Genomic DNA, 14,601 nt, shown 5'->3' on the forward strand with positions numbered 1-14,601 from the left:
AAATTTATTCTCATATTTGCTAAAATAGGTATTTACTTTTAAGATAAATTGTATTATTAATTAAACTAAGATTTATAAATACTTATATTAGGAGTAAACAGTGGAAATCAAAAGTATAAACGGAAAGACCAATAGATATCAATACAATTTAATTGTATTGATATCTACACTTAATTTTATGAACTTAAAATTAAAACAATATACACAAAAAAATATTTTATATTTCTTCAATAGCAACCTAAAGAGAAACGATCAAAAAACTATCAAGATAAAAACCTTACAAAATTATTTATACGCACTTGAAAAAAAGTTTAGAATCACAATCAATTACTGTAAACATTTAGGAAAGCAATGTGGAAGTGAAGTTTATTATACTCTGCAATACTCAAAAAGGGAATGTCATTCAAGAATAAACTCATATTTCAGGAACATCAAAGAAGAGCAAACAAACAAATTTAAAGCAAGAGTTGAGGCATATAAAAAAGCTTATAGAAAAGAAAAGGGGAGTCTAAAATGGGAGTGTATTAATAGTATTAATAATAACAGAGAAGAGAAAGAAAAACAGATCTTGTCAAAATACATAGACAAATGCAAATTCAAGATTGATCTTCCCTTCGCATTATTAGATTCAAAGATAAATAGGGGAAAAAAAATAGAGCTAATAAAGGGAATAAAGCGATATGAAAGTCATCTACACACACTTTCAAGTAAAGACTTAAACTTAATCAAAGAAGGGCTCAAAAAGGACAAAATAGGATGTATCAAAAGCTTTTTAGAAAAACAAGGTTACTTAAATCAAAATCCAAACAAATATGAAAGTAAAAGGGAAAGCAAGGCAAGAAGACTCAAAGAAATACTTGATTTAAAGAAGTTAGAATTTGATACACAACATTACGATGAAAAAGCAGTAGGTTTGGAAATAAACAAAATATACGAAACTTACAAGAATAAGCCCCATTTCATCATAGAACAAAATAAATACGGAGATTTAAATCATCTGGTTAAAAGAATAAAAATAAACACAAAGATTCATAGAAAACAAGAAAGCACAAAGAATGATGTAAAAAACAATGTTTTTAGTATATTATTAGAACAGTTGAGGAATAAGGTAGATGTTGGCGTATTAATACCTGTTTTAAAGGAATTTATTAACGCTAAAGAAGAATTAAAGTATAGCAAAGCATTTGACAATACGTATTATTATGAATTGCTTAAAACAATAAGGTTAATAAACTAAAGTTATACTTAAGGAAAAGGAAGGATGGTGGCTTTACTAGAGTTATTGAAGCAAAAGAAAAAAGAAATAGATCCCAAAAATCAAAGAAAGGGAAAGAGTAATATTTTCTCGAAAATAGAAGATATTAATAACCGCAAGATATACCATACTAAGATATTTAATGATTTTTATACATTTGGAATAAGTAAAAATGAACCCACTAAATTTTTTATATCTCTTAGGGGAATTTTCAATATAGAGAATATAAGCATGTTTCATTTGTTTTCTATAAGAGATAATGATGAGTTTTTGGGTATTTATTATGGAATTAAAAAATTAGATAAAGCATTTTTAGTAAAGAATTTCAATAAAAGGGAGACCTATACTTTAAGAAAATGCGAGTATATAGAATTTAGATTTAAAAAAGGTGGTGTTTTTTGTTATTTAAGTGGATTACACAATTTATTAAAAAAAGATAAGATTGGAAGTTCCTATTATCAGACTTTACTCAGTATACTCCTAGAACTAGAAAGGGAACTTTATGCATTTTATGGAAAGAAATTACCGGAAGGGGGTATTATTCCAAGATGGGTAAACAGAAGACAAAAATAATTACAATTGCATCAATTAAGGGCGGGGTAGGCAAAAGCACTACTAGTTTAATATTTGCGACGCTTTTATCCCAGTCTTCTAAGGTATTAATTATTGATATAGATACACAAGCATCGACTACCAGTTATTATTTTAGAATAATAAAAGAAAAGGACATAGATTTGTTTAATTGCAACATATATGAAGTTTTAATATCAAATCTGCATATTGACAGTGCTATTGTAAATATTAATGATAACTTAGATTTAATACCAAGTTATTTAACTTTGCATAAATTTAATTCAGAAAGCATTCCATACAAAGAGTTTAGGTTAAAAGAACAGCTTAAGTTATTGGGTTTTGATTATGACTATATAATACTTGATACCAATCCTAGCTTAGATTTTACTCTGACTAATGCTTTGGTATGTAGTGATTATATTATAGTTCCAATTACAGCAGAGAAATGGGCAGTTGAGAGTTTGGATTTATTTAATTTCTTCATAGAAAAATTATTAATAAAAGCTCCTATTTACTTACTTAATACTAAATTTAAGCGAAATAATACACATAAGGAGTTATTAAATATTCTAAAGGAAAATGATAATTTCTTGGGTACAATTTCTGAGAGGGAAGATTTAAATAGAAAGATTGCCAGGAACGATGTTTTTGATTTAAGTAAAGATTATATAAAAGAATACCAAAACACGCTTTTAACTTTGATGAATAAGATTGAAGATATTATTGCTTAAGCTAGAATTATAATTTACGTACACTTAGTGTACGTAAAGAGAAAGGAGGGTTAAAATGGGAATCGAGGTTAATAAGAGAAATTTAACCAAAGAGCTTACACAAAAAGAACAGATATCTATTTATTATAATAAGCTTAAGGAGAGGTTAAAAATTAATTTCCAAAAAGAAATATTTTGTAAAATTGAGGCAATGAAAGTTTTAAAAGAGATTAAAGATAATGAGTATTATAAGCTTGATAATTATACCAGTTTTGATGATTTTGCTAAAGATTATAGACTTGCAAGAACTCAAACTTATAAGTATTTAAAAATAGCAACTGCTATTGAAGAAGGTATTGTGGAAGAGAAGTATGTCATTAATAATGGGATTAATGGTACTATGTTTTTGCTACGAAGTAAAGAAGGTGTTAATATAAAGCAATCTAAGCAGAATCCTTTAAGTCCTTTAAGATTTCAGCTTAAATGTCCTGAAGCTTATGCGTTTTATAAGCGAAATGCCAAACTTACAAGTTTTCTTTTGGAGAAGGTTTTTGCAGAGGAAAAAGAATTTTTAGCAAAAATAGTTTCACAGTTTGAGACTTTAAAGAAAAGAAAGAAATGAGATATCAAATATAAATATTTATAAGGTTGGATTCATTCTTAAAAATTTTGAACTTCCGTTCAAAATTTTTAAGAATAAACCTAGCATGGAAAGGATAAAGATTTTAACATTTTATGCAATTTTTTAAGTTTTGTCAAAAAATATTGCAAATACATTAAGATAAAAATAGTTTTTTGTTATCTTAATTAAAGATTGGATTTAAGTTTGGCTATAGAGCATAAAATCATGACCAAATTTTACATTTTTTGGTGTTTGCTATTATTTAATTTTTAATTTTTTCAAAAAAAAATTAAAAAAAATTTGCAAAATGTTTAATATTGTTGTATATTATATTTAGTACAGATTGACATGCAATGTGTCACTCTTAATATAAGGACCTGTTACCTTAAAGGGTTTATTAGGGATTTTGAGATCAGAGGCTCTAATAAACCCTTTAGTTATAATAGATAATAAATAGTATTTTTATTTTGTAAATTCATGGTATTTGAGTGCAAAATAATTATTTTTTTGTTGAAAATTAGGTTTTAAAACATAAATTTTGTTTATGTGTTGAAATTTTTATTTCATTTTGTTTATTTTTAATTTATATTTATGTTACTATTATAATAGTAACTTCAAGTAAAAATGTTACCAGATGTACTAATTGATAAAGAGGATTTGAAATAATTTTTTATTATCATATTTTAAATAATACTTTTCTCCTTTTTTAGATATTGGATCAACCAATATCTATTTTATAATTAACGATTAATTTGAACAAGCTAATATATTTTTTTGATTTGACTTTTTTAAAGTTAAATCAAAAGTTATGGTTTTTATAAATTTGAATTTGTTAAATCTTGTTTTTTTATAGGAACTTGTTTACAATTTATTTAAATGGTATTTAAAAATAGTAGAGACAAAGAATTAAAATATAGTATTTTATTTAAATCAAATTTGAGTACAGCTGATATTGCAAAGGTTTTGGATATTAGTGAGTCTATTGTTATAAAGTCTAGACTTAAGGTTTTAGATGGACTTTCAGGTAATCTGGATGAAGCTGTTGATACTGTTTCTTGTGATGATGTTGATTTAGATAAACTTGCAAAAAGTGCAACTTATGAGGCATATAAACTTGAAGAGGAGCGAGATCGATTTTATAATTCTTTTTATAAAATCGCAAATTCTTACATAAATTCTCATTTTAAATATAAAGACCTTACTCTACGATCTGTTTTAAAGAAATTAATAGATGTCGATGAAGAGATTTTAGATTTAGAGAGCAAGATCAATAATACTGATGATGAGAATTTATGTAAAAAACTTAAATTGGATTTAAAGTATAAGATCTATAAGAAAAATAAGATTTCTAGGGAGCTTACTTTAAGTGATATGAGGCAAGATTATGATTGTTTGATCAAGTTAAAGGATATTTTTAAGTCTAAAAGTTTTAAATTGGGGTAATTTTGAAATTAAATGGTTTGTCAGGTTTTATTAAACTGCAAAGAAGATTTAAACAAAAATTTAATATTGATATTGCTACATTTTTACAGAATAAAAATAATGAAATTGATTTTAATTTGTTTGAGAATAGATATTTAAATCCAAAGCAGAGAGAAGTATTGTCAAATATAGAGAACAATTTTTGTTCTAAAATAATTTTTAATGGTGGGATATCTAGCGGTAAAACTTTTTTGGCATCATATTTACTTATTAAGTTTTTAATTCGAAATAGATCTTATTATCATGAGGATACTAATAATTTTATTGTAGGCAGTTCAATTGGTGCATTGATTACCAATACATTAAAGCAGATAGAAAAAATATGTAATCTTTTAAATGTGGAATACCTTTTAAAGGTTTCCAGAACTGTTTCATGTACCATTGCAGGACTTAAACTTAATATTTATGGTGGAAAGAATAGTGATGCTTTTTTTAAGATTAGAGGTAGTAATTCTGCTCTTGTTTATGTAAATGAAGCAACTTTGATTCATAAAGAGACTTTGCTTGAAATAATGAAAAGACTTAGACAAAAACCAGCTATTATTATTTTTGATACAAATCCTGACCATCCTGAACATTTCTTTAAACGTGATTATATTGATAGGGATGATATATATAGGACATATAACTTTAGTATTTATGATAACCCTTTGAATTTACAAGATTTTGTTAAAACCCAAGAAATAATTTACAAAAATTTATCTGCCTACAAAGCACGAGTACTTTTGGGAGAGTGGACTGCTAGTGTTGATGCGTGTTTTAATGAGGTTATTTTAAATAACGAATATATATTTACAAGTCCAATAATGTATATTGATCCTGCTTTTTCTGTTGGTATGGATAATACCGCTATTTGTGTGTTAGAGAGAATGGGTGATAAATATTATTCATATATTTATCAAGAACAAAAGCCCATAAGTGATGAATCAATTCTTAATGCGATTAGTGTTTTAGCAGAAAATTTTAATATAAATACTCTTTATATTGAGGACCGAGACAATACTGATGGCCATGGATTTTTAACAAAAATTATGATTTCTCTTAGGTTAAATATTAATCATTATTTTAAAATATCAGCTGTTAAACCTTTAAGTAATAAATTTGTACGAATATGCACATTAATACCTTTATTTAATTCTCGTAGAATAGAGTTTTTAAAAATTACGGAAAGAAGTGTTATAGATGATATCTATAGTTATAGTGGTAATTATAAGGGCAGGGATGACTGTCTTGATGCCTTAAGTGCTTGTTATTTACTTTTAAGTCTTGAATACAAGGATAAATGTAAACATTTTGCTAGAAGTAGATATATTTAAAACTTTTTTAATGATCTAGATATAATCTGTTTAGATATTTAGATATGGTTTAAATGTGAAGCTACAGCGTAAGCTGCAGCTTATGTAATTCTTCAAGCCCACTTTTGCATGGACAATCATTATAAACATTGTTGATAAAAAGCATAGTGCAATTTTTTTTATATACAGGGATTTTTCTTAAAAAATCATTTAAAATTAAGCATTTATTTTTAAACATTCGATTTTGAAGAATAAATTTTTATTTTTTATTTTATAAGACAAGAAAATAAAATAAAATACGCCACATCCGTAGCGTATTTATTATATCTGAAGTCTATATGATAGTCTTTCTTTGTAGAGTTTATGAAAAACTTACAATATGTAAAGAATATTTAAGACGATAATTATGATGATAACGTATCAGTAAATGTTTTTAGTGCCTTTTGATAACTGCCATCAACCTTGTCGCCACCCGCTGCATACTTTAAGTATGATAAGAAGTTTGGAAATTCTTCTTCAATTTTAACTTTATTAGCATCTTTGTGTTCCATAGCCGAGTTTAATAGGGCTCTTGCCTTTAAAGCTTTTAAGAATTTAGTTTCCTCATCTTCGTTACCAAGAGCAGTAAATGCATCTGTAAGTTTATCAGATTTATATGACTTGCCTGCTTCTGCTGGAGGTAAAAGCTTTACAATTTCTTCGTAGTTTTTGGCAAACTTTTCTATTTTGGTGAAATCAAGAACACGTGTGTATTTGTCACCCTCTCCTGTACCAGGTTCTTGGTTACAGCTTAATAAAGCGAATAGTACTACCATAGCGCATGAAATAATTTTTTTCATTAAACATTCTCCTTCTACTGTGTGTAAATAACACAGTAATAAAATTTATTCTATGACTATGCTATCATTTTTGATTCAAAAGTACAAGACTATTATTTATTGATAAGTATTATTAACAAATAATTAATTCTAATAAGATTTTATCTTATATAGATTTCAATATATTTTTAAACTCTAATATGTATACATATATATAAGAGATATATGAGAGCTTAAATTATTTTTAAGTAATACTTGTGCTATTTAAATATTGACATATAATTGATTATTAATAACAAATAAGACTTGTGCAACAACTAAAAAATGTATAAATGTTAGTTTTGTTTAGCTTTGTTGCTACTTCCTTTTTTCATAAAATATGAAAAAAGACACTTAAGTACCCAAAAAGGTGATGGCTTGATTTGCAATAGTGGTGGTTTAAGCAGAATGCTTGGGCTGCCATTTAAATGTGCAAGTCTTGTTTTTTAATTTTAATATTTGTCAAACTAAAGCTGATAATTTTGTCAATATTTTAGTATTGATTCTAATACAAGCTTTTAATAAATATAACAGCAAAATTCTTTAAATATCATTTTACTGTTATGTTTATTATATATAAAGCACTTCAATAGCACTTTTGTTTAAGTCTTAAGCTTAAATTATGATTGATTACGATTGCTTTTTTTGTCTTTTTGGGATTTATATGTATGAAAACTAGGACAGATCTCTTTAAGTTCTGGATATTTGACAAGTGTCTCTTCTATTAATTGAGTCAAATAAGTAGTGTCAAGTAGGATGGTATGTGTAGTGGTGCCCCCCTTATGTTTACCATGCTGAACTTTTATTTCAGCTTCTATGTAGGTACTATGTGTAAGTGCAGGTATTGTTTTGGCATTTTCATATATTACCCAAAAAGAGGCTGCCAGCTTATATCCTTTTTCTTCTGAATTCTCAGGCGCTGTCATAGGATATCCCCAAACTTTTCTATAGTTGAAGTCTAAGTTATTAGGATTGTGTATTAATTTAAAGCTTGTAACTTCTATATCTCCAGCCTGATCGGTTGTTTCAAATAGTACAATAGGCATAACTTTTGCACTAAAAGCTTTTCCCTCTTTAATAGGGGATACTGAATAAGAATATCTGATTCTGTCTTTAAGTTCAGGTATAGGTTTGTTGTCTGTACCCCTAATAGGTATAGCTTTGATTTTTCTCCATCTTACCATTGCTTTATAAAACCAAGTTTTGTTAACTAATTTTACGTCTTCCAGTACCACATAAGGCTCTTTATCTTTAGTATTTATTGGAGGTATTTTTTTATGATCGGAAGATCGTGACTCTAAGCTCTTCTTACGTTGTATTGCACTTTGTCTGATTGCCGCACTTTGATCATCTAAATTTCCGTCTGCTCTACACTGTATACAGAACATAGCAGTAGACATGAATAATGATGATATTTTTATATTCATAAATATTTCTCCTTAAACTTATTTCTAAGTTACTTCATATCATCTATTTTTAATAGATTTATTATTCTTACATTTTTAATTGTTGTTTTGCATGAGCTTTTACCATTTCTCTTAGGTTTAAGATTGTATCATCTTAAATAAATAATTTCATACTAATTTTAATATTTTTAGTGATTAATTTCATTAATTTTGCTTTACTTGGTTTTAGTATTAGTGTATTGGCTTTTAAAGATTTATTTAATTAAATATTTTGATTCTTGTAAAACATTTAATAATCACTTATAATTTAACCCATAAGTATTATGACCTTTCAAGTTTTTTTTGTATCAGTAATAATGTTGATATCATTTTTAGGTTTTCATTTAAGCTTTACACAAGGCTTGTCAGAAGAAATTCAAGTTGCACATGATGTTAATAGGGGTACAATCCATGTGTCTTCGATTTTAAGACATCATTCAGATTTTATTCGTTTAACTTGTCATTATGGTGGTGGTAAGAGTACCAATAAGCAAATTATTCTTGATTTTAATATTAAAACTGAAAAACCCCTTACCCTTTTAAAGGTTTCTTTAAATGGTGTTCCAGTTGACCATAAATATTTGAATTTAAATGACAATAAGCAGTTGGGCTTGAATTGGACTCAATATCCTTTACCTTTTGATGATTCAATTTCTCTTACAGGGTTTAAGATTTGCTTGAATACTGATTTGGGTGAACATTTAGAATTGGTAAAATTTGCAAAAACTGAAGGTTTAAAGTTTGATATTGAGTGTGTTGAGAGAAGTATTTTTTTGGAGTTTAGTGTTGATGATACGAAGAAATTTTTTGATTTCTTTGATGAGCTTTAAACTCATTGTGCATAATATTTATTTGCTTAAAGCCGTGTTTGATTTGAATAAAATAATATATGTGGTAATGTGGTAAGAATATATGGGTAAGATTAGGCCTCTTGTATTTAAAGTATATGTTTTTTTGCTTATATGTTTTTTTATATTTTTAGTAGCTTCTTTTGCCTTTTTTTTAAAACAGTTCTTCTCATCAGTGGTATGATTCATATACACATACATATACATATTGTCACCCTCTAAAAAATGAGAGTTTTTACAAGGAGTATTTTGATAGCAGTAGTAACATAAGTTTTCTTTTTTTTAAGGTAGAGTATCTTGATTTTGATAAAATTATGTCAAATTGTAAAAACTTGAGTATAAAGGATAAAGAGTTTCTTGAAGCTAATAAACATCAACCTCCATCCTTTAGTTTATATCTCAAGGTGGTTGATGGTGGACGCATGATGGATTTTAAAAATATAATCTTTGGTGGAGTTGATGCTGTTCTTTATGATGGCGAAACCAGTCAAGCATTTATCTCATCCAACATACCATATTTTCAAATTTCTCGTGGTAATGATGTTTTAGATGAGAAATATTTAAGGAAGTATTCAGTTAGAGTTGTTAATGAGATGATAGTTATACTTAATGAGGCTTTATTTAGGATATTGCGCAAACAGAAAACATTTAAAATAACTTTAGTATCTCATGATGATAAAGTATATAGTGTTGAGATTGAAAATTTCTTATCTGCTGATGCTTTTAATATTCCAAGTCGAGATTAACGTCAGATAAGTTAAAATTGGTTTTAGGTCAAATTTAAATAATCTTCAAATGATTTTAAATATCAAATTAGATTATATATACATATATATATATGTATACGTATATATGAATTGTAAATTGAAATTTGTCAATTTTGAGATATTTAATTTTAAAATAGTCAATGATATTTAAATTTATAATAATTTAAGGAGGTAATATAAAACTTTTATGAAAAAATTTAGTTTTGTTTTTGTATCTTTAAGTATGTTGATGCTTATGAGTTGTGAACTCATATCTAGGCTTGAATCAGAGATGTTAGAGGTTTTGGATGAAGCTAAAAATCGAAGATCATCAGGTGACAGTCAATTAACAGAAGGTATTTTTGATTCAGGCATAGAAAATGTTGATTTGCCAATTGTGGATGGTCAGCCTATTTTAGATGTAGAAGGACATGTTCTTCCAGGAGCAAGAGGTGTTGAAAGTCAAGGTATTGGCAATCAAGGTGCAGAATCAATAGTTGTGTCTGAGCAACAAAATACAAAAGTATCTATAGAAGTATCTACAAATCAAGGTTCAGGAGAAGTTGTTGTTGAAAAGAGAACCACATCTTCTGGTGATTTGAAAAGAGATGAAGCTAAGACAATTGCTAAGGCGGTGACTACTACTGTAGCAGCAAAGCCAGCAGCAGCAGCAAAAAAGCCAGTAGCAACAAGGCCAGTAGCAACAAGGCCAGTAGCAACAAAGCCAACAAAGCCAGCAAAGCCAGCAAAGCCAGCATCACCAAAGCCAGCAACAACAAGAGAATCATGGTGGAATTTTTTGCTTGTTGATTGGAATCATGGGTGGTAATTCTTGAAAGTTAAGAGATCATTGGAATGCTGATGATATTTTAAACCAATCTATTTTTTATGATTAAGGATCATATTTAATATAATGTTAATTTAATATTAATGTGCCCTAGAGCTTTAAGTTCTAGGGCACATTTTTGTATGGTTGTAGACTTGACTTAACAGTTAGTAATTAGTAATTTAAGATTTGTTTTTAGGAACAATTCAAATGATTTTAAATATCAAATTAGATTATATATACATATATATATATGTATACGTATATATGAATTGTAAATTGAAATTTGTCAATTTTGAGATATTTAATTTTAAATAGTCAATCATATTTAAATTTATAATAATTTAAGGAGGGAATGTAAAACTTTTATGAGAAAATTTAGTTTTATTTTTGTATCTTTAAGTATGTTGATGCTTATGAGTTGTAAGTTTTTAGGTGCTTTTGATCCAGAAGCTTTAGAAAGTACTAAGGGGGCTGCTAATAAGCAAAATATCAGTGATCAAGCTCAAGAAGGATTATTGTCTGCGATTGATCAATTTGCGGGAAATGTTATTGGTGCAGTAGCAGAGGGTTTAAATGCTATTGATGGTGGTGACGAGCAAAATCCAGGATTGTTGTCTTCTATTGGTCAATTAATAGAAAATGCAGTAGTTGATGGCTTGGGTGGTATAGAATCAGGTAAGAATGTTGACTCAGAAAACGGAATAAATGAGGCTGTTTCAAAAAATGAGGCTGTTTCAAAGAATGAGGCTGTTTCAAACTTAAAAGTTCAGACTACCCCAGAAACAACTGTAAGAGGTGAGGACACTGATACAAAAGGTAATTCTATTTCAGGCATTGCTTCTGATTATGGCAAATCTCTTTCAGGTTTAGAAGGTGATTCTGTTTCAGGATTAAGAGGTGCTGGTGTTCAAGGCTTGAATAGTCAAATTGTGGAATCAAATTTAGTTGAACTTGAGATGCAAGGTGTTGACAATCAAGGCTTGAATAGTCAAATTGTGGAATCAAATTTAGTTGAATTTGGGATGCAAAGTGCAGAATCAACAGTTGTGTCTGGGCAACAAAATTCAGGAGTATCTATAAGCCAAGGTTCAGGAGAAGTTGTTATTGAAGAGAGAACCACATCTTCTGGTGATTTGAAAAGAGATGAAATTAAAGATAATAGTACTGAAGTTAAGACAACTGCTAAAGCGGTGACTACTACTGCAACAACAAAGCCAGCAGCGGTAAAGCCAGCAGCAGTAAAGCCAGCAACAAAGTCAGCACCAAAACCAAAAGCAGCAAAACCAAAAGTAGCAAAGCCAGCAGCAACAAAGCCATGGTGGAATTGTTTCTTTGTTAATTGGGATTATGGGTGGTAATTCTTGAAAGTTAAGAGATCGTTGATATAGTTGATTATATCTTGATCAAACCATTTTTTTAAGAATTAGAGCTGTGATTTAATTTATTTTAATTATTTGACATGTTTTAGAGCTTAATTTATGCTTTAGAGCATGTTTTTGCATATTTAAAATTAAGAAAATTAAGATAAGAATTATTTTCAAATATAAGGACGCTTAAGCGTTTTTCTGTAAATTAGACTTTATTGCTGTATAATTACCTAAGATTAAAATCTGATATTTTATATTTGTGGAGTTTGTAATAAGGAGGAAGGAAGGAGGGAAAAGGCTTATATGAAAGATTTTTCTTTTGGTATTTTTACTGTATTTGTAAGTATCTTTAGTGTCTTTATGCTGAGTTGCGAAATTTATAGCACTGCAAATACAGATCGTGCAATGTTAAAAAATGAAAATGAATTACTTCAAGATGCAAAAGATTTTCTCTCTGATAGTTTATTAAATCTCACAAGTGAATTAAAGGAACGAAATGATGGAGACTCGAGTGAGGGCGAGAATGGGGTAACAGGCGTTACGGGAAATAATTTGGTAAGTGTTGTTTCAAAATCTTCAAAATCAGGGGATGGGCAAGAAGTCTTAGCTGTGACCGATGTGGCTATAAGTGGAGTTGGAGATAAAGTTAATATTGTTGATGATAAGGATGATAAAGATAGAGCAGAAGTTGTAATTAAAGAAGAAGTTTTTTCATCTGATGAGGGGGGAGAAGTTGTTGTAAGAACAACGGCATCAGAAACTGTAGGTGCAACCTTAGCAGGTGATATTAGAGATGTGGAGTCAGTTGTAGCTCAAGGAGCAAACAGTGTTATTGTAGAGGTAGTAGCATTATCTGAGGATGCTAATGGTACTATCTCTGCTGATATTCATGTTAATTCTGATGATGCTATTGTTGCTAATAAGACTTCTATTAGAACTCGTGATACTGGAACTGTTGGTAATGAAACACAAATTTTTAAAAAGCAAATAACTAAGTCTGATGAGTCTAATGTTGGTAAGCAAAAATCAGTAGGCAAAACTGTGGGCAGGAGTAGGAATAATAATGGCAATGTTGTTAATAGCATTGATACTATTCAAGGTGCAGGCAGTTTAGAGGTGAATACTATTCAGGGAATTGGATCTGGTGTATTTGCTGGGAGTGAATTGGGGGTTGATTCTGCTGTTTTAAACTCAGAGACAAGTAAAAAGAATGACATGACTTTAAATTTAAGTTCTGATGATCTTCAGGCAATTGATCGCTTAGAAAGTCATCTTGCAAGTGCTATTAAGTCTAATAATAAAGAAAATGAGAAGCATATTAAACTAGAGAATGGACATAAGAAATTTTTTAAATGGTTAAAAACAAATGATACTGATGGTTCTAAGAGGCGAGAGTTAGCACAAGGTCTCAAAAAGGTGTATAAGTTAATAAGAGAAAAAGATTCTGTAGGGATTAAAATTTGGTTAGATCGTATTACTTTGGAAGAAAAAAGAGATGCTAAGACATCAGAAGAGGGTGGTGAGATTAGTACTGTTGAGTCGAAGTTGAATAGTGATAATGATGCGGGAATAGATTTGCTAATAGAGTCTACTCTTACCAAGGTTGAGCATAGTAATGCATTTATAAGTTTATTATTCCAAGCATTTGCAAATACTCTTTATGATATTGATAAGGATTCTGATAAGTCGTGTGATCAAATATTTTTAGATCTAAAAGAAGTCTTTTCTAATGATTTTAGGAAAGGAGATCAGTTTGGGGATTCTAAAATTAAAATTTAAATTTGTTTTTAGATTTTTTATCTAATTTTTTTAGATATAAGAGTTAAGAGTAATTCTTTGGTGAAATATTTAAAGCACTATTTCATATGTTTTGAATTGGCAGTTTAGGAATTTTTTTAAAGATTTTTGTTTGAAAGATATTAATGAATATTTCTTTTGAATATAGATTTTGTATGTTGGATTATGTATACTTATGTTAATATTTATTGATTATAATTTTTTGGTAGAGTGTTTGACTTATGATAGTAAATAAATTCTTTTTTAAATTATTATTTATAATCAATCTATTTATGTCTTATGATATATTTGCCAAAGGAGCGCAAGAACTTGTAATATATTATGAAGGTGATAAAAGTAATGCAGGACGTGTTTTGTTGAATTTGACTAGTAATAATGATAATTTTTTTTCGATTGGCTATGATAGTTATGCAGATCATATAAGTGCACACTTTAAATTCAAAAGTGATCGTTCAATTCAAGTAAAGGCTATAAAATTAAACGGAAATGATGTTTATCTTGATACAGAGAGTGGTATGGATATGCCACTTAGTATGTTTAATAGAGATAAAAAATGGGTTGGTAGTGTTGAGATTGACTTTAAGCGTGGCAAATCAGAATGGCAGAAGCTTATACGAGAAGTTAAGGGGGGTGACTTAGAATTTTGTGTTGTGTGTATTGAATCAGGAACTAAGGTTGAGAGAGAATATTTTTTTAAAGTTAGTTCGGCAAATTTAAACAGTTTAATTGATATTTTAGAGTTATTAGCGTAAAGCTTAATTTTTAGATTTCTTTG

The 14,601-nt window shown here is 28.5% G+C and carries 13 protein-coding genes and 1 pseudogene; 12 read left to right on the forward strand and 2 right to left on the reverse strand.

The window, feature by feature from the left end:
- Nucleotides 1–100 precede the first annotated feature (100 nt).
- The 6 genes from ACWUD1_RS04410 (at nt 101) to ACWUD1_RS04435 (ending at nt 5,958) form a co-directional block, all read left to right on the forward strand.
- Nucleotides 101–1,237 carry a plasmid maintenance protein gene (locus tag ACWUD1_RS04410; RefSeq protein WP_472757011.1) on the forward strand — a complete coding sequence of 379 codons (1,137 nt, stop codon included), beginning with the start codon at nt 101–103 and terminating at the stop codon, nt 1,235–1,237.
- A 24-nt stretch (nt 1,238–1,261) separates the two neighbouring features.
- Nucleotides 1,262–1,828 carry a DUF226 domain-containing protein gene (locus tag ACWUD1_RS04415; protein WP_472757012.1) on the forward strand — a complete coding sequence of 189 codons (567 nt, stop codon included), beginning with the start codon at nt 1,262–1,264 and terminating at the stop codon, nt 1,826–1,828.
- Nucleotides 1,804–2,559: a ParA family protein gene (locus ACWUD1_RS04420; RefSeq protein ID WP_472757013.1), complete on the forward strand. Its 756-nt coding sequence runs from the start codon at nt 1,804–1,806 to the stop codon at nt 2,557–2,559. Before ACWUD1_RS04415 ends, ACWUD1_RS04420 begins: the two co-directional genes overlap by 25 nt.
- 55 nt (nt 2,560–2,614) lie before the next feature.
- Nucleotides 2,615–3,160, forward strand: a complete 546-nt coding sequence (locus ACWUD1_RS04425; RefSeq protein ID WP_472757014.1) for a chromosome replication/partitioning protein — start codon at nt 2,615–2,617, stop codon at nt 3,158–3,160.
- An 876-nt stretch (nt 3,161–4,036) separates the two neighbouring features.
- Nucleotides 4,037–4,603 (forward strand): hypothetical protein, encoded by a 567-nt coding sequence (locus tag ACWUD1_RS04430; RefSeq protein ID WP_472757015.1) that lies wholly within the window; start codon nt 4,037–4,039, stop codon nt 4,601–4,603.
- 2 nt (nt 4,604–4,605) lie between these two features.
- Nucleotides 4,606–5,958 (forward strand): PBSX family phage terminase large subunit, encoded by a 1,353-nt coding sequence (locus ACWUD1_RS04435; RefSeq protein ID WP_472757016.1) that lies wholly within the window; start codon nt 4,606–4,608, stop codon nt 5,956–5,958.
- Between the two features lie 383 nt (nt 5,959–6,341).
- Here the strand turns inward: ACWUD1_RS04435 and ACWUD1_RS04440 are convergent, their stop codons facing one another.
- Complete coding sequence (locus ACWUD1_RS04440; RefSeq protein WP_472757017.1) at nt 6,342–6,776, reverse strand: hypothetical protein; 435 nt, start codon at nt 6,774–6,776, stop codon at nt 6,342–6,344.
- 638 nt (nt 6,777–7,414) lie between these two features.
- Nucleotides 7,415–8,221 (reverse strand): BB0158 famile outer surface lipoprotein, encoded by an 807-nt coding sequence (locus ACWUD1_RS04445; protein ID WP_472757018.1) that lies wholly within the window; start codon nt 8,219–8,221, stop codon nt 7,415–7,417.
- Between the two features lie 335 nt (nt 8,222–8,556).
- Between ACWUD1_RS04445 and ACWUD1_RS04450 the strand changes: the two genes are divergently transcribed.
- From ACWUD1_RS04450 to ACWUD1_RS04475, 6 genes and pseudogenes are all read left to right on the forward strand, one after another.
- A complete protein-coding gene (locus ACWUD1_RS04450; protein WP_472757019.1) occupies nt 8,557–9,069 on the forward strand; it encodes a hypothetical protein in 513 nt (170 codons plus the stop codon).
- A gap of 260 nt (nt 9,070–9,329) precedes the next feature.
- Nucleotides 9,330–9,833 (forward strand): annotated as a pseudogene (locus tag ACWUD1_RS04455) (hypothetical protein); the annotation flags it as partial.
- Between the two features lie 208 nt (nt 9,834–10,041).
- Nucleotides 10,042–10,662, forward strand: a complete 621-nt coding sequence (locus ACWUD1_RS04460; RefSeq protein ID WP_472757020.1) for a hypothetical protein — start codon at nt 10,042–10,044, stop codon at nt 10,660–10,662.
- 365 nt (nt 10,663–11,027) lie between these two features.
- Nucleotides 11,028–12,020, forward strand: coding sequence for a hypothetical protein (locus tag ACWUD1_RS04465; protein ID WP_472757021.1), 993 nt, complete (start codon nt 11,028–11,030; stop codon nt 12,018–12,020).
- A 312-nt stretch (nt 12,021–12,332) separates the two neighbouring features.
- The gene (locus ACWUD1_RS04470; RefSeq protein ID WP_472757022.1) at nt 12,333–13,808 is read left to right on the forward strand and encodes a hypothetical protein; all 1,476 of its coding nucleotides are present in this window, start codon (nt 12,333–12,335) and stop codon (nt 13,806–13,808) included.
- 239 nt (nt 13,809–14,047) lie between these two features.
- Nucleotides 14,048–14,578 (forward strand): hypothetical protein, encoded by a 531-nt coding sequence (locus ACWUD1_RS04475; protein ID WP_472757023.1) that lies wholly within the window; start codon nt 14,048–14,050, stop codon nt 14,576–14,578.
- Nucleotides 14,579–14,601 lie beyond the last annotated feature (23 nt).

It is taken from the genome of Borrelia tillae (assembly GCF_055693965.1).